Source organism: Streptomyces sp. NBC_01288 (assembly GCF_035982055.1).
Classification (GTDB): domain Bacteria; phylum Actinomycetota; class Actinomycetes; order Streptomycetales; family Streptomycetaceae; genus Streptomyces.
This window is the reverse complement of the sequence record NZ_CP108427.1, coordinates 5,353,701-5,375,770: the sequence shown is the minus strand read 5'-3', so window position 1 is coordinate 5,375,770 and position 22,070 is coordinate 5,353,701. Positions and strand designations below refer to the sequence as shown.

The 22,070-nt window shown below is 71.7% G+C and carries 19 protein-coding genes, 2 tRNA genes and 1 pseudogene; 7 read left to right on the top strand and 15 right to left on the bottom strand.

The genetic code is table 11. The features are described 5' to 3' along the window. Positions 1-217 precede the first annotated feature (217 nt). From OG194_RS24085 to OG194_RS24070, 4 genes are all read right to left on the bottom strand, one after another. The gene (locus tag OG194_RS24085; RefSeq protein WP_327402894.1) at positions 218-1,147 is read right to left on the bottom strand and encodes an amidohydrolase family protein; all 930 of its coding nucleotides are present in this window, start codon (positions 1,145-1,147) and stop codon (positions 218-220) included. 13 nt (positions 1,148-1,160) lie between these two features. Further along, entirely contained in the window at positions 1,161-1,634 is a 474-nt protein-coding gene (locus OG194_RS24080; protein WP_327402893.1) for a hypothetical protein, read from the bottom strand. A 396-nt stretch (positions 1,635-2,030) separates the two neighbouring features. After that, positions 2,031-2,951, bottom strand: a complete 921-nt coding sequence (locus tag OG194_RS24075; protein WP_327402892.1) for a DUF2797 domain-containing protein — start codon at positions 2,949-2,951, stop codon at positions 2,031-2,033. 36 nt (positions 2,952-2,987) lie between these two features. Further along, complete coding sequence (locus OG194_RS24070) at positions 2,988-3,320, bottom strand: HGxxPAAW family protein (RefSeq protein WP_327402891.1); 333 nt, start codon at positions 3,318-3,320, stop codon at positions 2,988-2,990. On the opposite strand from OG194_RS24070, the gene OG194_RS24065 reads away from it, so the two are divergent. Both OG194_RS24065 and OG194_RS24060 read left to right on the top strand, forming a co-directional pair. Continuing rightward, the gene (locus tag OG194_RS24065) at positions 3,307-3,741 is read left to right on the top strand and encodes a MarR family winged helix-turn-helix transcriptional regulator (protein ID WP_327402890.1); all 435 of its coding nucleotides are present in this window, start codon (positions 3,307-3,309) and stop codon (positions 3,739-3,741) included. The genes OG194_RS24070 and OG194_RS24065 overlap by 14 nt on opposite strands. Positions 3,742-3,915: 174 nt before the next feature. After that, entirely contained in the window at positions 3,916-4,380 is a 465-nt protein-coding gene (locus tag OG194_RS24060) for a GtrA family protein (protein WP_327402889.1), read from the top strand. On the opposite strand, the gene OG194_RS24055 is transcribed toward OG194_RS24060, so the two are convergent. Together OG194_RS24055 and OG194_RS24050 are read right to left on the bottom strand one after the other, a co-directional pair. Beyond that, positions 4,364-5,305 carry a phosphotransferase family protein gene (locus OG194_RS24055; protein WP_327402888.1) on the bottom strand — a complete coding sequence of 314 codons (942 nt, stop codon included), beginning with the start codon at positions 5,303-5,305 and terminating at the stop codon, positions 4,364-4,366. The two genes, OG194_RS24060 and OG194_RS24055, sit on opposite strands and share 17 nt — an antisense overlap. A 25-nt stretch (positions 5,306-5,330) precedes the next feature. Then, complete coding sequence (locus OG194_RS24050; RefSeq protein WP_327402887.1) at positions 5,331-6,269, bottom strand: AraC family transcriptional regulator; 939 nt, start codon at positions 6,267-6,269, stop codon at positions 5,331-5,333. A gap of 111 nt (positions 6,270-6,380) precedes the next feature. On the opposite strand from OG194_RS24050, the gene OG194_RS24045 reads away from it, so the two are divergent. Together OG194_RS24045 and OG194_RS24040 are read left to right on the top strand one after the other, a co-directional pair. After that, positions 6,381-7,238 carry an NmrA family NAD(P)-binding protein gene (locus OG194_RS24045; RefSeq protein WP_327402886.1) on the top strand — a complete coding sequence of 286 codons (858 nt, stop codon included), beginning with the start codon at positions 6,381-6,383 and terminating at the stop codon, positions 7,236-7,238. Between the two features lie 2 nt (positions 7,239-7,240). Then, positions 7,241-7,693: a nuclear transport factor 2 family protein gene (locus OG194_RS24040; protein ID WP_327402885.1), complete on the top strand. Its 453-nt coding sequence runs from the start codon at positions 7,241-7,243 to the stop codon at positions 7,691-7,693. A 344-nt stretch (positions 7,694-8,037) separates the two neighbouring features. Here the strand turns inward: OG194_RS24040 and OG194_RS24035 are convergent, their stop codons facing one another. The 3 genes from OG194_RS24035 to OG194_RS24025 all read right to left on the bottom strand — a co-directional run bounded on the left by OG194_RS24035 (position 8,038) and on the right by OG194_RS24025 (position 8,842). After that, positions 8,038-8,259, bottom strand: coding sequence for a hypothetical protein (locus OG194_RS24035; protein ID WP_026150079.1), 222 nt, complete (start codon positions 8,257-8,259; stop codon positions 8,038-8,040). 224 nt (positions 8,260-8,483) lie between these two features. Continuing rightward, positions 8,484-8,556, bottom strand: a tRNA-Arg gene (locus OG194_RS24030). A gap of 195 nt (positions 8,557-8,751) precedes the next feature. Further along, positions 8,752-8,842 (bottom strand) — tRNA-Ser (locus OG194_RS24025). Positions 8,843-9,010: 168 nt separating this feature from the next. On the opposite strand from OG194_RS24025, the gene OG194_RS24020 reads away from it, so the two are divergent. Together OG194_RS24020 and OG194_RS24015 are read left to right on the top strand one after the other, a co-directional pair. Further along, complete coding sequence (locus OG194_RS24020; RefSeq protein ID WP_327402884.1) at positions 9,011-9,499, top strand: SSI family serine proteinase inhibitor; 489 nt, start codon at positions 9,011-9,013, stop codon at positions 9,497-9,499. Between the two features lie 211 nt (positions 9,500-9,710). Next, positions 9,711-14,291 carry a PAS domain-containing protein gene (locus OG194_RS24015; RefSeq protein WP_327402883.1) on the top strand — a complete coding sequence of 1,527 codons (4,581 nt, stop codon included), beginning with the start codon at positions 9,711-9,713 and terminating at the stop codon, positions 14,289-14,291. 51 nt (positions 14,292-14,342) lie between these two features. Here the strand turns inward: OG194_RS24015 and OG194_RS24010 are convergent, their stop codons facing one another. Continuing rightward, positions 14,343-14,921, bottom strand: coding sequence for a TetR family transcriptional regulator (locus tag OG194_RS24010; RefSeq protein WP_327402882.1), 579 nt, complete (start codon positions 14,919-14,921; stop codon positions 14,343-14,345). A gap of 149 nt (positions 14,922-15,070) precedes the next feature. Between OG194_RS24010 and OG194_RS24005 the strand changes: the two genes are divergently transcribed. Further along, positions 15,071-16,309: an MFS transporter gene (locus OG194_RS24005; protein ID WP_327402881.1), complete on the top strand. Its 1,239-nt coding sequence runs from the start codon at positions 15,071-15,073 to the stop codon at positions 16,307-16,309. Between the two features lie 121 nt (positions 16,310-16,430). On the opposite strand, the gene OG194_RS24000 is transcribed toward OG194_RS24005, so the two are convergent. The 5 genes and pseudogenes from OG194_RS24000 to OG194_RS23980 form a co-directional block, all read right to left on the bottom strand. After that, positions 16,431-18,107: a long-chain fatty acid--CoA ligase gene (locus OG194_RS24000; protein WP_327402880.1), complete on the bottom strand. Its 1,677-nt coding sequence runs from the start codon at positions 18,105-18,107 to the stop codon at positions 16,431-16,433. 226 nt (positions 18,108-18,333) lie between these two features. Continuing rightward, positions 18,334-19,047 carry a SigE family RNA polymerase sigma factor gene (locus tag OG194_RS23995; RefSeq protein ID WP_327402879.1) on the bottom strand — a complete coding sequence of 238 codons (714 nt, stop codon included), beginning with the start codon at positions 19,045-19,047 and terminating at the stop codon, positions 18,334-18,336. A gap of 360 nt (positions 19,048-19,407) precedes the next feature. Then, positions 19,408-20,562 (bottom strand): annotated as a pseudogene (locus OG194_RS23990) (lipid-transfer protein); the annotation flags it as partial. Then, complete coding sequence (locus tag OG194_RS23985; protein ID WP_327402878.1) at positions 20,559-20,960, bottom strand: MaoC family dehydratase; 402 nt, start codon at positions 20,958-20,960, stop codon at positions 20,559-20,561. The gene OG194_RS23985 and the pseudogene OG194_RS23990, both read right to left, overlap by 4 nt. Beyond that, positions 20,957-22,069: an acyl-CoA dehydrogenase family protein gene (locus OG194_RS23980; RefSeq protein WP_327402877.1), complete on the bottom strand. Its 1,113-nt coding sequence runs from the start codon at positions 22,067-22,069 to the stop codon at positions 20,957-20,959. Before OG194_RS23980 ends, OG194_RS23985 begins: the two co-directional genes overlap by 4 nt. Between the last annotated feature and the right edge of the window lies 1 nt (position 22,070).

Here is a 22,070-nt window from a genome sequence, read left to right as displayed (position 1 = left end):
GGACACCTTGTCGGGGTCCCCTAAGAACACGCTTTCCGGAGTCTGTGATTTTCCTGAGAAACTCACAGGGACCACTCAGGGAACACCTTGGAACCGCTTTCCCAGCGCTCATTCAACGGTCACAGAGCCGTGCATCGCTCCGGCACCCGCCCCGACCTCCCCCGCGTCTCCACGTTCTCCACGCATCACCCGTACCCGTGGGACTCTCAGCTCGCCCTCACAGTCCGAACAGCCGCGCCCCGTTGTCGTGGCAGACCGCGCGCAGCCAGTCCTCGCCCAGGTCCAGCCGCTCCAGGGCGTGCAGCTGGTGAACGTACGGATACGGAATGTTCGGGAAGTCGCTGCCCAGCAGCACCCGGTCGCCGAGCGCGGCCAGCCGGGGGAGTGCGCGGGGCGGGAAGGGCGCGAGGCGTTCGCTGAAGTCGGTGAACGCCATCGTCGTGTCCAGCCGCACCTCCCCGTACCGCTCGGCCAGGTCCAGGAAGTCCTCGTACTCCGGCATCCCCATGTGGGCTAGGACGAGTCGCAGCCGGGGGTGCCGGGCAAGTACCCGCCCGATGGGCTCGGGCCCGGTGTGCTTGCCGGGTGCGGCGGGCCCCGATCCGCAGTGGATCACGACGGGCGTCCCGCTCTCGGCGAGCAACCCCCAAGCCGGGTCGAGGAGTTCATCGTCCGGGTCGTATGCCCCGACCTGCACATGCGCCTTGAACACCCGCGCGCCGGCGTCGAGGGCGCGCCGCACATAGTCGTCGACTCCCGGTTCCGGGAAGAGAGTCGAGGTGTGCAGGCAGTCGGGTGTGCGCGCGGCGAAGTCGACGGCCCAGCCGTTGAGCCACTCGGCCATACCGGGCTTGTGCGGGTAGAGCATGGCGGTGAAAGCGCGTACTCCGAACTCCCTTATCAGCGCGACCCGTTCCGCCTCCTCCTTCCGGTACGCGATCGGCCACTCCAGTGCTCCGCCGGTCGCCGCACCGAGCGCGTCGAAGTAGTCCCAGACCTTGCGCAGCACCCGCTCGGGCATGAAGTGGGTGTGCACGTCGATCAGCCCGGGGAGGCCCAGCCGCCGCCAGAACGCCCGGACTTCGGCCACTTCGGCTGCTTCAGCCCCTTCGACTGCCTCGACTGCTTCGGCCGCCTCAGCATCCACGTCTTGATCCTCCCTATCGAACCGGCCCCTGCTCATCCACATGGAAGTCGGGCGTCCCCAGAAACACGTCGGCGGTCACCGGCCCATAGGCGATGTTGAAGGTGTCCAGCCAGTACGACCAGTCCCGCACAACGACCGCGCTGCTGAGTCGGTAGTTGAGCTGCCACCGGACCCACTGCCCCGGCACGAGCCGTACCGCCGGAAGTCTGCGGGGCCTGGGCGGCAGCTCGTGCATCACGCGGGGGAGCACCCGCAACCGGCCGTCCACGCGACGGAGTTCGGCGCTGACGCGCCTCAACTCCGCCCGGTCTTCGCACGGCGTGAAGTCCTCCCACTCCCGGATCTCGACGACATGGGCGAGCGGCAGCGCATCGTCCGGCAGGACGAACCCGACCGGCACCGCGTTCCTCCGCGCGGCGGCCTCACCGCCACGCGACCGCTTCGTCCAGGAGGTCCGAACCCACTGGACGGTGACGGGGACTTCCATGACGACTCCCTCCCAGCCCGCTTCCCGCACTTCCCGATGCCTACTGCGGCTGCCGGCTTCCGACTGCCCGCTGCCGGCTTCCGGCTTCCCCGCTTCCGGCTTCCCCGCTTCCGGCTTCCCCGCTTCCGGCTTCCCGACTTCCCGGCTTCCGGCTTCCCGGCTTCCGGCTTCCCGGCTTCCGGCTTCCCGACTTCCCGGCTTCCGGCTTCCCCGCTTCCCGCTTCCCGCTTCCCGCTTCCGGCTTCCCGCTTCCCGCTTCCCGCTTCCCGCTTCCCGCACAGCCTGACGACTACGGCGGCTGCCCGACATCCCCACCGCCCGACGACTACTCCGGCCGCCCGACGACCCCGGCGACCCCGGCGGCCGCCCCATAACCCCGGTCACTTCAGCCCGGCGTCAGAACAACCCCTCCTGCACCCCCGGCACCTCCCGCCTGAACTCCCGTACCGGCACGGTGAATCCACCCGTGTCACCCCCATCACCCCCGGCCTCACCCCCGGCCGGGATCAACTCCCACCCCGTCATCAGCCGGGTATCCAGCACGACCACCCCCCGCCCGGTCGCGAGGTGGAGGTCAGGTCCCGCCACCGCGACGACCTCCCCGCTCACCACCCCGCCCGCGACCAGCCCGCTCACCTCACCGACGGCGGCCGGGAGTCCCGCGAGGCCGAAGACGTCGACGTGGTCCACGGGTCGGTACGGCTCGCGGTGGAGCGACTCCGGCCATTCGCGCAGCGCGAGGGCGCGGGTGTGCAGGTCGGCGATCTCGGCGGCCCGCTCCGCCGCCGACGTCGGCAACGCGGAACGGACGACGCGCTTCTCGCCGTAGGGAATCCGGTCCGGGACCCGTAGGGCGGCGCGCAGCAGTTCCTCCGAGCGGCGGGCCGCCATCAGCGGGCCGAGGCCCAGCCAGCTGAAGCAGACGGCGCCCTGTTCAAGCAGGCGTGCGGAGCCGCGTTCTTCGGCGGTGATGCCGACCTTGAGCAGGCCGGGGCCGAACCAGGCCAGGTACACGTGGTACGGCCGCGGGTCGTCCGCGATGGTGTCGGCGGCCACCGAGTGCGCCCGGTCCAGCCGCGCGCACTCCTCGCACCGCGCGCCCGTGCTCCGCTCCGGCACGGCCGCCCGCACCGGGCAGGCGTGCCTCCGCGCCCCCACACATGTCCGCCCGCCCCCTTCCGCGACCTCGAAGGCCACCCGCTTCCCCCGGGGCAACGGGCTCCCGCGCCCGCCGTCCCACTTCAGCTCGGGTCCGTCCACCGCCCACCGCAGCCCCGAGCACTTCCACGTCTGTGATGCCCGTGATGTCTGTGCCATCGCTCACGAGACTAGACGGCGGCACTGACAACCGCGTCAGCCCGCGGTTCCACCGGCCGGGGCGGACTCGCGCGGCACGACCGCCATCGCGCGCTCCTCGGCCGTGTACTCCTCGGCCGCCCGCCCCCGCCCCGCCAGCCGGCACCCGACACACCCCGCATGTCCCGCCCGCGCCGACGGGTCCCGCACCCGCATCCCCCACTGCGCCCGGTCCCGGCGCCCGGGCGGCTTCCCCCAGCCGGTGAGATGCAGCGCCCACGTCACCAGGACGCCCGCCGCGACGATCCCCAGCCCGACCCCGATCTGGAGGGCGGAGACCGCGCACACCCCCACCCCGGCCCAGGCGCTGGACGCGATGGACTCCCTCATCGCCACCGCCCAGCTCGGCCAGCAGGAAATGGCCGAACGGCTGGGCCTGAACGTCACCGATCTCGTCTGTTTCGCCTACGTCATCAGGTCCGGCGAGCACCTCCTCACCGCGGGCGATCTCGCCGCACACGTCCACGTCACGACGGGCGCGGTGACCGGCATCCTCAACCGCCTGGAACGCGCCGGTTTCATCACCCGCGTCCCCGACCCGGCCGACCGCCGCCGCGTCCGCGTCGCCTCGGTACCGGCCGCGGTGACCCGAGTCGTCGCCCTCTACGGCCCCTACTACGACCGCCTCAACGCCCAGTTCGCCGACTACTCCCCCGCCGAGATCGCCGTACTGAACGACTGGTTCACGCGGACGTCGACGCTGGCGCAGGACTATATGGAGGAACTCCGGGCCAGGGACAAGGAGTTGTGAGCCGGCCGGCCCAACCGCGTAGGGGGGCTAACCCGACCCCGTAGGTACAGCCCACTCCCCCCACGGTCCGGGAGACCGCTCCATCGTGCCCGGAACCGTACGACGGCATCGTTGACCTCAGCCGGTCAAGAGGGTCGGCGCAGGCCCAACAGCCGCCGTACGGAGGGAAATCCCATGAAGCCCGCCCCGTTCGCGTCCTTCGTCAGGTTCGTGGTGTGCGGCGGCGGTGTCGGGGTCCTGTCCAGCGCGGCGGTACCGCTGCTGGCCGCGCTGATGCCCTGGGCGGCGGCGAACGCCCTGATCACGATCGCCTCGACCGTCCTCTGCACCGAACTGCACGCCCTGTTCACCTTCGGCACCGGCCGCCGCCCGGGTTGGCGCGAGCACTGGCAGTCGGCGGGATCGGCCACGGCGGCCTACGCGGCGACGTCCGCGGCGATACTCGTCCTCCACACCGTCCAGTCCTCCCCGGGCATGCTCACCGAACAGGCCGTCTACCTCACCGCCTCCGGCCTCGCCGGTATCGGCCGCTTCCTGGTCCTCCGCCTGTTCGTCTTCGCCGACCGCGGCGCCTCGGCTCCGGTCGCGATCGCGGTACGGCCGACGGTGGCAACCCCCGCGTTCAGCGCGGCCGCGTGAGGACCCCGGCGCACCAGCGGAAATGCCCGTCGCCCCCGTCCGACGAGAACAGGTCGTAGGTCGCCAGCGCATACGCCCGTTGATAGAGGACGAGCGTGGCGGGCGAGTACCGGAACTCCTCGGCGAACAACCGGGTGAGGGTGGCGGTGTGCCGATCCGCGTACGGCCCGTACATGTCCCACACGGCGGCTGCCACGGCGGCCTCGAAGGCCGGGTCGCCGGCGGTGGTGAAGAACCCGAAGTCGAGTACGGCCGTAGGGGCGCCGGTGTCGTCGACGTGGACGTTGGGCGGCACTAGGTCACCGTGCACGACGCCGACCGGCCCGCCGTCCGGAAGCGCCCCCAGGGATTCCACCGTCTCGCGCACGATGCCCGCGAGGCCGGGAACCCGGGCGGCGAGCAGACCACCGTGCCGGCGAACGGCCCGCCGGACGAGATCGGCGAGCGCGTCGGGAAAACGGCCGTGCCCCTCCCAGAGAGGCCGGTCGTCACCCTGCACGACAAGCCGCCGCATGGCCTCCGTACCGGGCACGGCGGCCAGCCCGCGCAGCACCGTCAACAGGGCGTCGGTCTCCCGCGCGGCCAACTCCCGCCCCGGCGCCACGACCGCCGAGTCGGCACGCAACGGGACGCCTCCCAACTCCCGTTCGTAGGTGACCAGAACCCCGTCATGCTCCTCGACACCGAGGATCTCCGGCGTGGCGAAGGGCAACAGCGCCGCGTGCCCGGCGATGTCCGCGTACACCCGCCGCATCAGCTCCACCCCGACCGGCCGCCGCCCGCTCCACACCTTGCCGACGATCCCGTCGCCGAGCCGGTAGACGGCTCCCTCGACGCCCGCGGCGAGCGGCTGGACGTCTCCGTGACCCCGGTCGGCGAAGTACCGCGTCCAGTGGGCGGTGTGCTCCTGGCGGTGGGTGACCATGGCTGAACCGGACCCCCTGAGGGTGTCAATGGGCGTACGGGTGAAGGTCGTTCGCGAGGTGTGACTCCCGTCGCCGCCAACTCCCCGGCGGTTCCCCGTGCCGGCGGGTGAACGCTGCCGCGAAGGCGTACGGCGAGGTGTAGCCGACGGCGTGGGCGATGGCCGTGAGGGGGAGGTCGCCGGTGCGGAGGTGGTCGCGGGCGAGGGCCATCCGCCAGTCGGTCAGGTACTGGATCGGGGTCTGGCCGAGGGCGTCGCGGAAGGCGCGGGCGAAGGCGGCCCTCGACAGGCCGCTGATCGCGGCGAGTTCGGGGACCGTCCAGGGGTGGCCGGCGTCTTCGTGGACGGCCTGGAGCGCGGCGTTCAGGCGGGGGTCCGCGCACGCCCGGTACCAGCGGGGCGCGTTGGGGCTGCGCCGGAAGTCGTTGCGGATGGCCAGCACCAGGAGGACGTCCAGGAGCCGGTCCAGAACCGTGGGCCCGCCCGGTTCGCCCGGCGCCGGCGTCGCCAACTCGTGGGACAGCAGCCCGATCACGTCCCGCAACGGATCCCCCACCGCCGCCGAAAGCGTCAGCACCTGCGGCAGCGCCTCCAGCAGCCCGGCGCCGATGTCACCCGAGAACCGGTACGCCCCGCAGAGGAACACCGTCGCCCGCGGATCCTCCGAACTCCCGTCGCCGGCATGCCTGTCTCGGAACTCCTCCGGTTCGAGGCAGTCCGCGCCCGGCTCGTGCCCGATGTGGTGGTCGGGGCCGCCGCGCACGAGCGTCACCTCACCCGGTACCAGTTCCACCGCGCCGCCGGGGTCGTCCAGCCACAGCCAGCCCCGCCCCCGTACGACGGTGTGCACGGCCAGTTGGATCGACCCGGCCAGCCGCAGTCCCCACGGCGGCTCGGCCACCGTCCGCGCGAAGACGGCACTGGAGGCGCGGGCCCGCGCGAGGCGATCGTGCAGTATGTCCACCCGATCAGTATCCGTCAGAAGGCTCCGGCAAGGGTTCCTTCGAGCGTCTGACGTAATGAATCAAGCGATTCACGCATTGATCCGCCCGCTCCGCGCTCCCACGATGGAGCCATGACTGGATCACCTCCCACCGCACTCGTCCTCGGCGGCACCGGCCGGACCGGCTCCCTCCTGGCACGGCGGCTCTCCGAACGGGGACTGCCCGCCCGCACCGCCGCCCGCCACGGCGCCGACGTGCCCTTCGACTGGGACGACCCCACCACCCACCCCGCCGCCCTCGCCGGCGTCGACCGCCTCTACCTCGTCACCCCCGTCCTGCGGATCTCCTACGCCGACCAGGTGGCCGCGTTCCTCGACCTCGCCGTGGCCGCGGGGGTACGTCACGTCACGTACCTCAGCACCTACGGCGGCCAACTGGCGCCCCCGGACGTCGACATCAGGGCCGTGGAGGACGATCTCGCCGCCCGCGACACCCTCACGCACGCGATCCTGCGTCCCGCGTGGGTGATGCAGAACTTCAGCGACGCGCACCTGCCGGTCGTCGACGGTGTGATCACGGTGCCGACCGGCGGCCGTAGGGAGGCGTTCGTCGACGCGGGCGACATCGCCGCCGTCGCGGTGGAGACGCTGCTCGATCCCGAGGCCCATGCCGGGGCGTCGTACGCGCCGACCGGACCGCGGGCCCTCACCGTCGCCGAGGTCGCCGACACCATCACCGCCGTGAGCGGCCGGCCCGTCCGGCACCAGGACATCGACCCCGAGGCGTGGATCGGCGGCGCGGTCGCGGCCGGGATCGTCCCCGCCGACTACGCGGTGATGCTCCGCTGGCTGACCGGCGCCATCGTCTCCGGGAACGGTTCCACGCCCAACGACGACATCGAGAAGGTCACCGGCCGAGCGCCGGCCGGCTTCGACGACTTCGCGCGGCGCAACGCCGGCGCCTGGGTGCGCCGGGCGGGGGCGAAGTGACCATGGCCGAGTCCGAACACGTCGAGAACACGGGCGAGTTCGCGGCGCTCGACCCGTTCTTCCGGATCGTCCGGGAGGGGCTCGCGGGGCTCGTCGACGGCGATCACTTCTTCGACCTCCTGGCCGAGGACGTGGTCGTCGAGTACGTCGTGTCCGTGCCCGGCTACCCGCGCCGGGTTGAGGGACGCGGGGCGGTGGCGGACCTGTATCGCGGCTACGGCGACGTCATGCTGCTGCACAGCGCGGACGAACTGGCCGTCCACCGGGACCCCGGGACGTCCGTGGTCGTCCTTGAGTACGCGGTGCACGGACGGGCTGTCCGCACCGGGCGGGCCTACGACAACCACTTCGTCTCCGTGCTCACCGTCAAGGACCGGCAGGTGACGCACTGGCGCGACTATCTGGACCCCGTCGCCGTGTTCCGCGCCACGGGGTGGCCGGCGGAGGCTCGCTGAGAGTCCGCGGGGTCGCTGAAGGACCGCTGGAGAAATGGCTCGTCGTCGACTGACGGGCTTCGCCGGACCTGACCGTGGAAGCCCTGCCCGCCTTGAACTAGCCCGCCCTGCGGAAAGCCTCGTCCATGTCCGAGAAGGGTGCCTGCCCGTCGTCGAGCAGCAGCGACTCGTCCTCCCCGAAGTCCGGGGCCTGGAAGGGGTTCGTCGCCGGAGGGGGCGATCCCGCGCTGGATTGGCGGGACGCCCCTTCCGGGGCGGAGAACAGCGAGGTCAGTTCGATGAGAGGTCTCCCGTTCGTTACAGGCCGCTAGGACCTGGTGTGCCGTGAACCGGGCACAGCGGTCCTACAGCTTGCTCATCTTGGCGTACGGACTCAGGATGCGCTCCTGGACCGACCCGAAGTCGACGAGCACCGCGATTCCGTCCTCGATGCCGATGACCCGGCCGAGGCCGTACATGTCGTGTGTGACCTGGTCGCCCACGGCGAACTGCTTGGGTGCCGCCGCGGCCGGGGCCTTGAAGGGACTGGTGGGCAAATAGCGCTTCGGTGCAGCTGGCTTTGTCATTGACTCCAGTATGGGCCTAGACACGCCACTCGCTGAGGCCGTCCACATCGCTTGTTCATCACAGATCGGGCAACCGGGAACCACGGCGCCGCCCCGGACGTACCCCTCACGCCCCTGACCTGGCCGTTCCCGGACCCGTCCCGGAACCGCCGCGGGCCTTCGAAAAACAGCCGCCGGGGCACACGCGAGAGGCCCCGGATCACTCCGGGGCCTCTCGTCAGATGTGCACTCGGCAGGATTCGAACCTGCAACCTTCTGATCCGTAGTCAGATGCTCTATCCGTTAAGCTACGAGTGCTTGTTTTCTCTTGTTTTCCTTCGTCGTTCCCGGCCCTTCCGGCCCGCTCGCGGCGACAGGAAGAACATTACATGACTGCCGCCGCCATGTGAAATCCGTTAGCCATACCCCTTGTGAGCTGCGAAAACGGCCTTACGGAGGGGTTCCGGGAACGACCGAAGCCCCGGTCGCGCGGACCGGGGCTTCGACGAGGTGCGGAGGCGGAGGGATTTGAACCCTCGATGGGATTTGCGTCCCAAACCGCATTAGCAGTGCGGCGCCATAGACCGGACTAGGCGACGCCTCCAGCACAACCACCCGCGCGAGCGCGGAAGGTGCGTGCAGATGATGACACAGACGAGCGCGGTGTCACCAATCGCCTCCCACGGTACTAGGCAGGCGGCCCGCAGGGCAAAGCCGTTGATGCCGGCCGCCGGGTCCGCAACGTCCGGGGGCGGCGGGCGTTAGTCAGGTCATGTCGCAGGTCAACCGTCTCCTCGTGATCGTCGCCGCGTCCGCCGCCACCGTCGGCTCGTCGGCCGCGGTGCCCGCCGTCGCCCTCGCGCGGGCCGCCCCGGCCGCGCCCCGCACCCTCGCGCCACCGCCCGTCCGCGACGAGGACCGGTCCGGCGGCGACCACCTCACCGTCACCGTCCGGCACGCGGGCGGCGCGGCCGACGGGACGCGCGAGCTGTACTGCCACCCCGGCGGCGGCACCCACCCGGACGTGACCGGCGCCTGCGCGGCCGTCGGCCGCAACACCCAGTGGGGAAAGGACCCCTTCGCACCGGTGCCCCCGGACAGCCTGTGCACGATGATCTACGGCGGCCCGGCCACCGCCCATGTCACCGGCACCTGGGCCGGACGCCCGGTCGACGCGACGTACGACCGGAGCAACGGCTGCGAGATCTCCCGCTGGAACGGGATGGTTCCGCTGCTGCCCGACCTCGGCGCCCGTCGCTAGAGACAACCGGAGGCCGCTGAAGACGCCGAGGATCGGTGGCCGGTTAGCGCTCGGTCACACGTTCTACGTCACTTCACCGTGCGACCTCCCTCTCATCTCACTCCGCGAGCACAAGGACTGCCCTTAGACTCCCTCGCGTGACACGTCGCGGGCAGGTTGGCAAGATGGCCTCCGCGGTCGGCAAGGTGCGGTAACAGGGAGGAAGCGTCTCGTGAGCAGCAGGCCATCCCGAGGCGCTGCTCGCCTCGCAGCCATACTCGACGCGCTCCCGGACGCGTTGGTCCTGGTCAACGCCAACGGGACCGTCGTCAACGCGAACACCATCGCGCTGGAGGCCTTCGAGGCACCGGGCACCGCGCTCGTCGGGCGCGGACTGCTGGACCTGCTGCCGGAGTTCGACTCCCGGCTCATCCCGGGTTCCATGCGCCGCCCCGACTCGATGGACCCGCGCGGCCGGACCAAGCCCACCCGCATGACCGCCCGCCGCACCGACGGCTCCGAGTTCCCCGTCGAGGTCACCAGCGCCAACCTCGAAGACGGCCAGCAGGCCTACGACGGCTACGGCTACACCTCCGACGAACTCCTGATGCTCGTCGTGCGCGACCTCTCCGGGACCGTGGACACCGAGGCCGAGCTGGCCCGTTCGCAGCGGCAGACCGAGATGATCCTGCGCGCGGCCGCCGAAGGTGTCGTAGGAACGGACACGGACGGGCGGGTCGTGCTCGTCAATCCGGCCGCCGCGCAGATCCTCGGGTACCGCGCCAGCGACCTCGGCGGCAAGGAACTGCACAACCTCGTCCTGCACTCGCGCGCGGACGGCTCCCCCTTCCCGTACGCGGAGTCGCCGCTCGCCGACACCCTGCGGTCCGGGCGCAAGCACCGGGTGCGCGGGCAGGTCCTGTTCGCCAAGAACGGGGACCGGGTCTCCGTCGACCTCACCACCGCGCCCGTGCGCGACGGCGACCAGCTCGTCGGCGCCGTGATGACCTTCACCGACCGGCGTCCGTACGACTCGCTCGCCGAGGAGAAGGACGCCGCCGACAAGCTGCACCGGGACGAGCTGGAGCGGCTCGACGAGGAGCACGCCTCCGAGCTGACCTCGCTGCGCCAGAAGCACATCACCGAGGTCGAGGAGCTCCAGGAGCGGCACGAGGAGGAACTCGCCGCGAACGAGGAGCGGTACGCCGCGCTCGGGGAACGGGAGAAGGACCGGTTCGAGGAGCTGGCCGGACGGCACGAGCAACTCCTCACCCTGCTCGGGCGGTCGTTGCGCGGGCCCCTTGATGAACTGCGCCGCGAACTGGCCGCGTTGGCCGCCGATGACGCGGGGCAGTTGTGGCCCGAGGCGAATCAGGTTCTCCATCACCTCTCGGCCGGCTACTCGCGCATCACCCAGCTCATCGACAACGTGCTCGGTTACCAGCGGCTGGAGACCGGGGAGGGCGACATCACCCGTACGAAGGTGATGCTGGACGCCGTCGTCGCCGCGGGTGTCGACGGGGCCGTGGAGCTGATCGGGCCCGGGCGGGTGCAGTTCGCCGTGCACGCGCCGCCCATCGAGGCCGAGGTCGACCCCGGGCTCCTCGCGACCGCGCTCGCGCATCTCGTCGCGGATGTCGCCGGTGTCGACGCGACCGGCAACTCGCCTGTGTCGGCGGGCGGTTACATGGACAACACGGTCGTCGTGGCGGCGGCGCAGCGCGGTGAGGTCGTACGGATCGAGGTGCGCGGGCCGTACGCCGGGGGAGACCCGGTGCACGAGCCGATCGTGCGCGGGATCGTGCGGGCGCACGGCGGTGTGCTTCAGACGCACGACGTGCCGGGGATGAGCGGCAGCGCGTATGTGCTGGAGGTGCCCATCGGGGGCGGGGCGGGGGCCGTCGCGGCTCCGGCCCCGACCGGTGCCGGCGCCGAACTCGCCCTGCCCGAGCAGGCGTCGGCCAGCAACGGACGGCGGCGGGCCCGGCGCTCCTCCGTGGACGCGTTCCTGGAGAGCGAGGTGCCGGGCGGTACCTCCGAGGACACCGGTGACGCCGGCGAGGCCGCCGTGCCCACCGGGCGGCGCAGGAGGCGTGCGGGCGACGAGTCCGCGGCGGTCGCGGTGGCCGGTGAGGCGGGCGGCGACGGTGCGTCCGGCGGTACCGGGCGGCGGCGCGGGCGGGCGGCCGAAGGCGCGGCCGGTGAGGTGTCCGACGGCGACTCCGAAGGTGGCCCCGGGGGTGTCTCCGAGGGCGCTGTCATGACGGCGGCGGAGCATGCCGCTGGAACTGCCGCTTCCGGTACGGGACTTGGTGGCACCGTGTCGCCACGAGGTGTGCCCGTGGGCGGTGAACGGCAGGCGTTGCCCGCCGCGTTGCCCGCGAGCGGCTCCGCCGATGGTGCCGACGACTCCGACTCCGTCGGCGAGGACGGGCAGCCGACCGGGCGGCGCAGGCGGGCGCTGGCCGCCGCGGCCGAGCGGGCCGCGGCGCAGGAGGCGGGGGCGCGGACCGTGTTCGCGTTGCCGCCGGCCGAGGCCGATCGGACGCCGGAGGGTTCTGGGGCTACGGCCGCGCAGGCGCCCGGAGTTGGCGTCGCACCCGGAGTTGCCGTCGCCCCTGGGGTTCCGGTTGTGCCTGGCGTTCCAGTTGCGCCCGGGCAGGTTCCGGGCGGTGTCCCTGGTGGGCATCCCGGTGACGACGGCCGGCACGATGCCGTTCCGGTTGATCAGGGTGACGATCACACTCCGCCTCAGCCGCATCCCACGAGTGCGCCGACTGGGCGGCGGCGTCGGGCTGTTGGCCAGCCGCAGCCTCAACAGCAGGCGCAGGGTGGGGAGTCGGTGCCCGTGCGGGCCGCGGCCCCGGTTCAGGCCGGTGTCGCGGTGCAGGGGCAGGGGCAACCTGGTGCGGTGGTTCCGGCGCAGGGGGCGGCCGGGCAGGGGCAGCAGGGGGTTCCGGCGCAGGTTGCCGCGGGGCAGGCGGTTCAGCAGGGGCAGGGTGTTCCCGTAGGTGTGCCGGGTCAGGTCGGTGCGGGGCAGCAACAGGGCGTGGGGCAGGCGGGAGTTGGGCAGGCGGTTGCGGGTCAGCCTGTCGCCGGGCAGGGGGTTGCCGGGCAGCCCGGTGCCGCTATGCAGCTTGCTCCCGCGCAGAGTCTTCCCGCTCCGGGGCAGATCCCGGCGGGGCAGCCGTTGCCGGCCGAGGCGGTTCCCGGGCAGGGGATTCCGGCTCAGGGCAGTCCTGGGCAGGGCAACCCCGGGCAGCCGGTGTCGCCGCAAGGGATCCAGGGGCAGGGAGTGCGGGGGCAGGGACTTCCCGGTCAGCCTGTCTCGCCTCAGGGGATCCCGGGGCAAGGCGCCCCCGGTCAGCCGATTCCGCCTCAGGGCATTCCCGGGCAGGCCGTGCCCGCGCAGGGGCAACCCGTCTCCCCGCACGGCATCCCCGGTCAAGTCGCCCCGGTTCAGGGGCAGTCCGGTGGGCCGGTGCCACCGCAGGCGCTGCCCGCCGCGCAGCCGAACCCGGCCGCGGGTACGCCCGGTGGGGCTCCGGCGCCCGTGGCGGCGAACGGCGCCGACAGCGCCGTAGCGCCGAACAAGGCACCGAACCCGCAGCCGAACTCCAACCCGAACCCGAATACGCCCGCACCCGGTACTCCCGTGCCCGCGCAGGCACGGGTCGCTCAGCCGCTTCCCGCTGAGGCCGGCGCTCCCATTGATCCCAACTCCACTCAGGGGCGGGCGATCAGTGTGCGGACGCTGGGGCAGGGAGTGCCGTTCACGCGGCAGGCCGCTCAGGTGCAGGTGCCCGCCGCCACGCCTACGCCTCCGCCCCATCAGTCCGGTGGGGGTGGTCGGAGAAGGAAGTTGGGGACTCGGCCCGAACCCGCCGGTGGGGTGGCGGAGCAGAGTGAGCGGGCTCAGCCCTCCATGGCCGGGCAGTCGCGGCTCGCGCAGATGACCGAGGGGGCCGGGCGGTCGTACGCCATAGGGGCACCGGACGAGAACGCGGCCGAGGGGCCGGAACCGTTGGACGGGCCGGGCGGGGCCGTCGAGATCGCGGACACTCCCAGGCCGCAGCCGCTCGACGACGAACTGCCCCCGGAGCCGCTCGACAACCCGCGCCGACTGCTCGTGTGGCCCGCGCCGGACGTGACGACCACGCAGGCGCTGAGCGACCGCGGGTACCGGCCCGTCATCGTGCACTCGCGCGAGGAGGTCGACGCGCAGATCGCCGCGTTCCCGGCGGCGCTGTTCGTGGACCCGCTGACCGGGCCGATCACGCGGACCGCACTTCAGTCCCTGCGGCAGGCGGCGGTGGCCGCCGAGGTGCCGGTGCTGGTCACGGCCGGGCTGGGGCAGGCCACGCGTGAGGCGGCCTACGGTGCCGATCCCGCCGTTCTGCTGAAGGCGCTCGCGCCGCGGGACAGCGACCAGCATCCGCCGCGGGTGCTGCTGATCGAGGAGCACGCGGAGATCGCGCTCGCGCTGACCGCGACGCTGGAGCGGCGTGGGATGCAGGTGGCTCGGGCCGCGAGTGACGCCGACGCGGTGACGTTGGCGGGGCAGTTGCGGCCCAACCTCGTCGTGATGGATCTGCTCCAGGTGCATCACCGGCGGGCCGGGATCGTCGACTGGCTGCGCGCGAACGGGCAGCTCAACCGCACCCCGCTCGTCGTGTACACCGCTGCCGTGGATCAGGCCGACCTGCCGCGGCTGGCCTCCGGGGAGACCGTGCTCTTCCTCGCCGAGCGGTCGACGAGCACCGAGGTCCAGTCGCGGATCGTGGACCTGCTCGCCCGGATCGGCACCAACTAGCCCCGGAAACGGCCCACTTCGCGCACTTCGCCAAGTGGTCCTGAAACAGGGCTACTTGGCGACCAGTCGCCGTGCCGCCTCCTTGATCGACTCGCGGAGCCGGTCGCGGTCCGGGTCGTCCACGCCCACCAGGACGCGGCGCATCTGCGGTACGACGACACCCCAGTTGGCCATCGCGACCAGCAGGAAGAGGAGGTCGCGGGCCGGGATCACGTCGGTCACGACACCCCGGTCCTGGCCGTCCTGGAGGGCGGCGACCTTGAACGCGTAGTGCTGTTGGCGCTCGGTCTCGTCGGGCAGTTCGGCGGTGCCGTACTCCAGGCCCTCCCAGAAGAGGAGGCGGAGCACTTCGGGGTGGGCCTCGTGATAGTCCATGAGACGGTCGATCCAGCCCTCGATGTCGTCGGGGTCGACGGGGAGCTGGACGGCCAGGTCGAGCATGGCCTTGCCGAGGACCTGCGTGAACAGCTCCGCCTTGTTGCCGAAGTAGGCGTAGATCAGCTGCTTGTTGGCCTTGGCCTCGGACGCGATGCGGTCGATGCGGGCGCCCGCGATGCCGTGCCGCGCGAACTCGGCGACCGCCGCCTCGAAGATCCGGGCCTTGGTGGCCTCGGGGTCTCTGACTCCCATGAGGCCAGGGTACTCGGCGGGCGACGGTAACCAACTATTTGGTTGACAGGGAATTCCGGGGCACCGCATGCTGTTCCAGCTTCCAACCAACCAGTTAGTTGCTAGAGCCCTCTCGAAGCGTTCGTGGGCTTGAAGGAGTGCCGCCGCTCATGTCCTCCGCAACCACAGCTCAGCCGGTGCATCCGGAGCATCCGGTGCAGGTCCCGACGGGAACGCCGGTCCCCACGGCCGCCGACCGCCTCTTCCTCGTCCTCATCGCCGTCTGTACCGCCGTGACAGCCGCCAACATCTACCTCGCGGGCCCGCTGCTCCCGCTCATCGCGCACGACTTCGGCTCGACCCCGTCCGCCGTGGCGTGGATCGCCTCGGTCGCGCAGTTCGGCTACGCCACCGGTCTCCTCTTCTTCGCTCCGCTCGGCGACCGTGTGAACCGGCGCCCGCTGGTCGCCGCCCTCTCCGTGGCCACCACGGCGGCCCTGCTCGTCGGCGCGGCGGCCCCCGGCACCGCCGCCCTCGCGGTCGCCGTCTTCGTCGCCGCAGCCGCGACCGTCGTACCGCAACTCCTCGTCCCGCTGGTCGCCGAACGCGCCCCCGCGCACCACCGCGCCCGTCATGTCGCCGCCGTCATAGCGGGCCTGTTCACCGGCATCGTGGCGGCGCGCGTGGTGGGCAGCCTGGTCGGCCAGGCCTACGGCTGGCGGGTCGTGTTCATCGGCTCGGCCGCCCTGACCCTCGTCCTCGGCCTCGCCACCGCGTACGTCCTCCCGTCCGAGAAGCGCCGCGGCTCCGGCCCGCTCTTCGCCGGCCTCGCCGCCCTGCCCGGCCTGGTCCGCACCTCGCCCGACCTGTGGCGCGCGTGCCTGCGCCAGGCCGGGATGTTCGGCGCGTGGAGCGCCCTGTGGACGACCCTGGCCCTGCTCCTGACAGGCACGACCGGCGGTTCCTACGGCTTCTCGACCGCGACCGCCGGCCTGTTCGGGCTCTTCGGTCTGGCGGCCAGCGCGGTGGCTCCGCTCGCGGGCGGGTTCGTCGACCGGTTCGGCGCGGGCAAGGTCGTACGGTCCGCGTATGTGCTCGCGGCCGTGTCCGTACCGGTGTTCTGGCTGGGCGGGCACGTGCTGTGGGCGCTGTTCGTCGCCGCGATCGCGATCCACGCGGCCCTGGTCGCCGCCCACGTCGCCAACCAGACCCTCGCCCTCACCACCACCTCCACCCCGGCGACCGCCAACACGGCGTACGTCGTCGCGGGCTTCACCGGCGGCGCCCTCGCGTCGGCATTGGCGGGGCCGGCGTTCAGCCACTGGGGCTGGGGCGGGGTGTGTGTGGTGGCGGGGGTGTGGCTGGTGATCGGGTGGGTTTCGACGGCTACGGGCGCGCGGCGGCGGTGAGGTCTTCGCCTGCGCGCCGGTGAGTTCTTCTTCTACGACGATGACGTGGCCGTACGCCGGGCAGGGGCCGTGGGGCGCCCTGCCCGGCGGACCGGCGTGAACGGCGTGAACGGGTGGGCGGTCAGAGCTTGGTGACGTCCAGGTCACCCTCGGCGTACCGCCTGCGCAGCACCTTCTTGTCGAACTTGCCGACGCTGGTCTTCGGGACCGACTCGATGATCGTCCAGCGTTCGGGGAGCTGCCACTTGGCGATCTTCGCCTCGTCGGCGAGGAAGGCGCGCAGGGAGGTGAAGTCCGCGGTGGAACCCTCCCGCAGGACGACCGTCGCCAGCGGACGCTCGCCCCACTTCTCGTCGGGGACGGCGACCACGGCGGCCTCGGTGATGTCCGGGTGGGACATCAGGGCGTTCTCCAGGTCGACGGAGGAGATCCACTCGCCGCCGGACTTGATGACGTCCTTGGCGCGATCGGTGAGGGTGAGGAAACCGTCGGCGGAGATCGTGCCGACGTCACCCGTCTTGAGCCAGCCGTCCTCGCTGAACTTGTCGGCGGGGCGCAGGGGTTCGGTGTCCTGGCCGTTGTAGTAGGCGCCGGCGATCCACGGGCCGCGCACCTCCAGCTCGCCCGCCGACTCGCCGTCCCAGGGCAGCCGTTCGCCACCGGGACCGGTGAGGCGGGCCTCGACGCTCGTCGGGAAACGGCCCTGCGTCAGCCGGTACTCGAACTCCCGCTCCGTACCGACCGCCTCGGCCGGCGGGCGCGAGACCGTGCCCAGCGGGGACGTCTCCGTCATGCCCCAGGCGTGGCAGACCCGCATGCCCAGCTTGTCGAAGGCCGCCATGAGGGCGGGCGGACAGGCCGAACCGCCGATGGTGACCTGGGTGAGCGAGGAGACATCACGGGGCTTCGCGGTCAGTTCCGCGAGCAGGCCCTGCCAGATGGTGGGCACGGCAGCCGCGTGCGTGGGGCGCTGGCTCTCGATCATCTCGGCGAGGGGGGCGGGCTGAAGGAAGCGGTCCGGCATCAGCATGTTCACGCCGGTCATGAAGGTGGCGTGCGGCAGACCCCAGGCGTTGACGTGGAATTGGGGCACGACGACGAGGGAGGTGTCCTGGTCGGTGAGCCCCATCGACTGGGTCATGTTGACCTGCATGGAGTGCAGGTAGATCGAACGGTGGCTGAACACCACGCCCTTGGGGTCACCCGTGGTGCCGGAGGTGTAACACATCGCGGCGGCCTGGCGTTCGTCCAGCTCGGGCCAGTCGTACGTGGTCGGCTTGCCGGCGATGAGGTCCTCGTACTCGTGCACGCGCGCGTGGGCGCCGTCGAGGGGGGTGCGGTCGCCGGGGCCGGAGACGACGATGTGCTCGACCGTCGGCAGCTTGGGCAGCAGCGGTGCGAGCAGCGGGATCAGCGAACCGTTGACGATCACCACCCGGTCCGCCGCGTGGTTGACGATCCAGGCCAACTGCTCCGCCGGAAGACGGAGGTTGAGCGTGTGCAGCACCGCGCCCATGGCGGGGATCGCGAAGTAGGCCTCGACGTGTTCGGCGTTGTTCCACATGAGCGTGGCCGAACGCTCGCCGTCCACCACCCCGAGGTCCTCCCGGAGGGCGTGCGCCAGTTGGGCCGAGCGGGCACCGATCTCCGCGAAGGAACGGCGCTGCGGCTCTCCCTCACCGGTCCAGCTGATCACCTGCGATGTTCCGTGGACCGTCGACCCGTGGGTCAGGATCCTGGAGATCAGCAGCGGTACGTCCTGCATGGTGCTCAGCACGGCGTCCTCCCGGGGCGACATTGCCTACGCGGTAGTAAGGGATGCGCTGATTCTGCGCACATACCGCACGGTATGTCACTAGGGGCGGGTGATCGATCACGTCACGTCGGCCGAGGGGGGGCGCTTTTGGCGGGTGGGGCTGGGGCACGGTTGCGGTTGGAGCACGGCTGCGGCTGCGGTGTCATGGCTTCGCCGGCAGCCGGGTGACTTGAATGTGACGCCCGCCTGGCCTCCAACGGCCTGACCTCTAGCGGGCGAGAACCAGCTCGGGGTCCTCGCGCAGCTTGCCGAGCGCCCGCGACACCGCCGACTTCACCGTGCCCACGGACACCCCGAGCACCTCGGCCGTCTGGACCTCGCTGAGATCCTCGTAGTACCTGAGGACGACCATCGCCCGCTGTCGCTCCGGCAGCTTCGCGATCGCCCGCCACATCGCGTCGTGCAACGCCTGCTGCTCGGCCGGGTCCTCCGCGCCGCCGACCGTCTCCGGCTCGGGCAGCTCGTCGCACGCGAACTCGTCGACCTTCCGCTTGCGCCACTGCGAGGTCCGCGTGTTCAGCAGCGCCCGGCGGACATAACCGTCCAGCGCCCGGTGGTCCTCGATCCGCTCCCAGGCGACATACGTCTTGGTCAGCGCGGTCTGCAACAGGTCCTCCGCGTCACACGGATTCGCCGTCAGCGACCGCGCGGTGCGCAGCAGCACGGGTTGCCTGGCCCTCATGTACGACGAGAACGAGGGGTACGTGAGCGTCTGGGCCCGAGCCTGCCCCGGGGCCGGGGTCCCGGTCGGGGACTGGGCCTGAGGTTGGGACTGGGGTTGGGTCTGCGAGGCCCGCGCGGCGGGCCGGGTGACTGTCCGCGTGGCAGGCCGTGCGGCGGGCCGGGTGGCAGGCCTGGTGACGGCTCCGGCGGCGGCCCGTGCGGCGGCGTTCGACGCGCTGGTGCAGACTGCTGTGGTCATGGCTCCACGCTATGAGTGACCCCCACTCCTCCGGATCGGCCGCAGGTCCCGAAGCAGACTCCGCCTCAGGTTGTAGGGGTGGGGCTGCCTCCACCTCCTGAAGGTGGACAAGCGCCTGACATGTACTGCGGGTTTACCCCTGGGGGCTCACCCGTCCGAGGTATGAGGGGTGGGGGCGGTAGGGGTTGGTGGGGCTGTTGAGGCGGCGGGGGTTGAGAGAGCGGCCGGGGTGGCGGGGGCGCCCGGGTCTGCGAGGGCTGTCGCGGTCGCCGGAGTTGTGCGGCCAGTGGAGGTCGCCGGGGCGGCAAGGGCAGCGGAGGCTGCTGCGAAGCCGACAGGAGTCGCAGGCGCCGCGAGGACCGTGAGCACCAGCCCCGATGTCGGCACCCCCGTCCCGGCCGTCACCAGAACCCGTCCAGCCCCCGGTATCTGGTTCACCGCCGTGCCGCGAACCTGGCGAACCCCTTCCGCTATCCCGTTCATCCCGTGCAGATACGCCTCCCCCAGCTGTCCCCCGTGCGTGTTGATCGGCAGCCCCTCCTCGGCCACGAAGTCCGCCGCCTCGCCCTGCCCGCAGAACCCGAACTCCTCCAGCTGCATCAGCACGAACGGCGTGAAGTGGTCGTACAGGATCGCCACGTCCATGTCCTGCGGGCCCAGCCCCGCCGTCCGCCACAACTGCCGCGCGACGACACCCATCTCCGGCAGGCCCGTCAGATCGTCGCGGTAGAAACTGGTCATCTGCTCCTGCGCCCGCCCGGCCCCCTGCGCCGCCGCCGCTATGACCGCGGGCGGACGCGGCAGGTCACGGGCCCGCTCCACCGACGTGACGACGATCGCCTGGGCCCCGTCCGTCTCCTGGCAGCAGTCCAGCAACCGCAACGGCTCCACGATCCACCGCGACGCCGCGTGCTCGGCGAGCGTGATCGGTCTGCCGTGGAAGTACGCCGCCGGGTTCGTCGCCGCGTACTTACGGTCGACCACCGCCACCTGCCCGAACACCTCCGGCGTCAGCCCGTACGCGTGCAGATACCGCTGCGCCGCCATCGCCACCCACGACGCCGGCGTGAGCAGCCCGAACGGCAGCGCCCAGCCGAGCGCCGTGCCCTCCGCCGACGGCTCCCGGTGCGTCACCCCCGAACCGAATCTGCGCCCCGACCGCTCGTTGAAGGCGCGGTAGCAGACCACCACCTCCGCGACCCCCGCCGCCACCGCGAGCGCCGCCTGCTGGACGGTCGCGCAGGCCGCGCCGCCGCCGTAGTGGACCCGGGATAAGAAGGACAGCTCACCGATCCCGCAGGCCTGGGCCACGGTGATCTCCGGGTTGGTGTCCATCGTGAACGTGACCATCCCGTCCACGTCCGCCGGCGTCAGCCCCGCGTCGTCCAACGCGGCCCGCACCGCCTCCACGGCCAGCCGCAGCTCACTGCGCCCCGAGTCCTTGGAGAACTCCGTCGCCCCGATCCCGACGATCGCCGCCTGCCCACCGAGGGTGTCGCGGGTACGGGTGCTCATTTCCCGGCCTCCCTCGTCCTCGGCACGGTGACCGTGACCGTGCCGGTCACATGCCTGCCGATGCCGTTCGCCCCGAGCACCCTCACCGTCGCGGTGTCGCCGTCCGTCTCCTCGATCCGCCCCGTCAACACCATCGTGTCGCCCGGGTAGTTGGGCGCACCGAGCCGTATCGCCACCTTGCGGAGGACCGCTCCCGGTCCGAAGTGGTCCGTGATGTAACGCCCGACGAGACCGTTCGTCGTCAGGATGTTCATGAAGATGTCGGGGGAGCCCTTCTGCCGCGCCGACTCCGCGTCGTGGTGCACGTCCTGGTAGTCCCGCGAGGCGACGGCTCCGGCGACGATCAGGGTGCGGGTGATCTCTATCTCCAGCGGGGGCAACTCCTCACCTGCCCTCATGGCCGCACCGCCTCACTCACGATCAACTCCCCCAGTTCTTGCAGCATTTCGCCCCCGCCACCCAGATAAGCGTCCAGCTGCCGGCCCCAGAGAAAGTGCCGGTGCACCGGATGGTCCAGGTCGGCTCCCGCCCCGCCGTGCAGATGCTGACCCGTGTGGACGACACGCCGGCCCGCCTCGGACGCCCACCAGGCGGCGGTCAACGCGTGCGTGGCGTACGGCAGCCCCGCATCCCGCCGCCAGGCCGCCTCGTACGCCGTCACGCGTATCGCCTCGATGTCCATGTGCGCGTCGGCCGCCCGGAGTTGAACCGCCTGCCGCGTCGCCAACGGACGCCCGAACTGCTCCCGAGTGTTGACATGCGCCACAGCCCGAGCGAGCGAACCGGCACACACCCCGGCCTGCAACCCGGCGAAGGCGATACGGGCCGTGGCCAGAACGTCGGTGTAGGGGGAGGGAGTTGCGGGTGACACCGAGGATCGGGCGTAGGACCCGAGCCGCTCCGCCGACGCCCCGTCCAGCGTCAGTCGCCCCGCCGACCAAGGTGCCGTCAGCTCGACCGCCTCGACACGCTCGGCCTCCGTGACCGGGGTCAGCCACAACTCACGCCGGTCATCGGCGACCAGGACATGCGTGGCGTCACGCAGCCAGGGGACGACGGGGACCGTGCCGGTCAACTCACCCCGCGTGAAGGCCCGTTGACCCTCACCCCGTGCTTCCCGGGCATCCCGCGCACCCCTCGCCCGTACACCCCCCTGCGCCGGAAACGCCCCGCACACCACCACCGAGCCGTCCCCGATCCCCGGCAACAACCGCTCCCGCTGCTCGGGCGAACCATGGGCCGCCACCGCCAGCAGCCCGTACACACAGGTCGACGCGAAGGGCACCTGGGCCGTCGTCCGCCCCTGTTCCTCCAGGAGGAGCACGAGGCCGAGCAGGCCCAACTCCTCGACGGCGCCCACCAGTCCGGCCGCACACAGGGCCTTCCACAGCTCGGGATCACTGTCCGTCCCAGCCGCCGTGAGCCGCTCGGGTGTCGCGAGGTCGCCGAAGATCCGGGCGGCCAGATCACGGGCCGCCGCCTGCTCCTCCGTGGGCGTGAAGTCCATG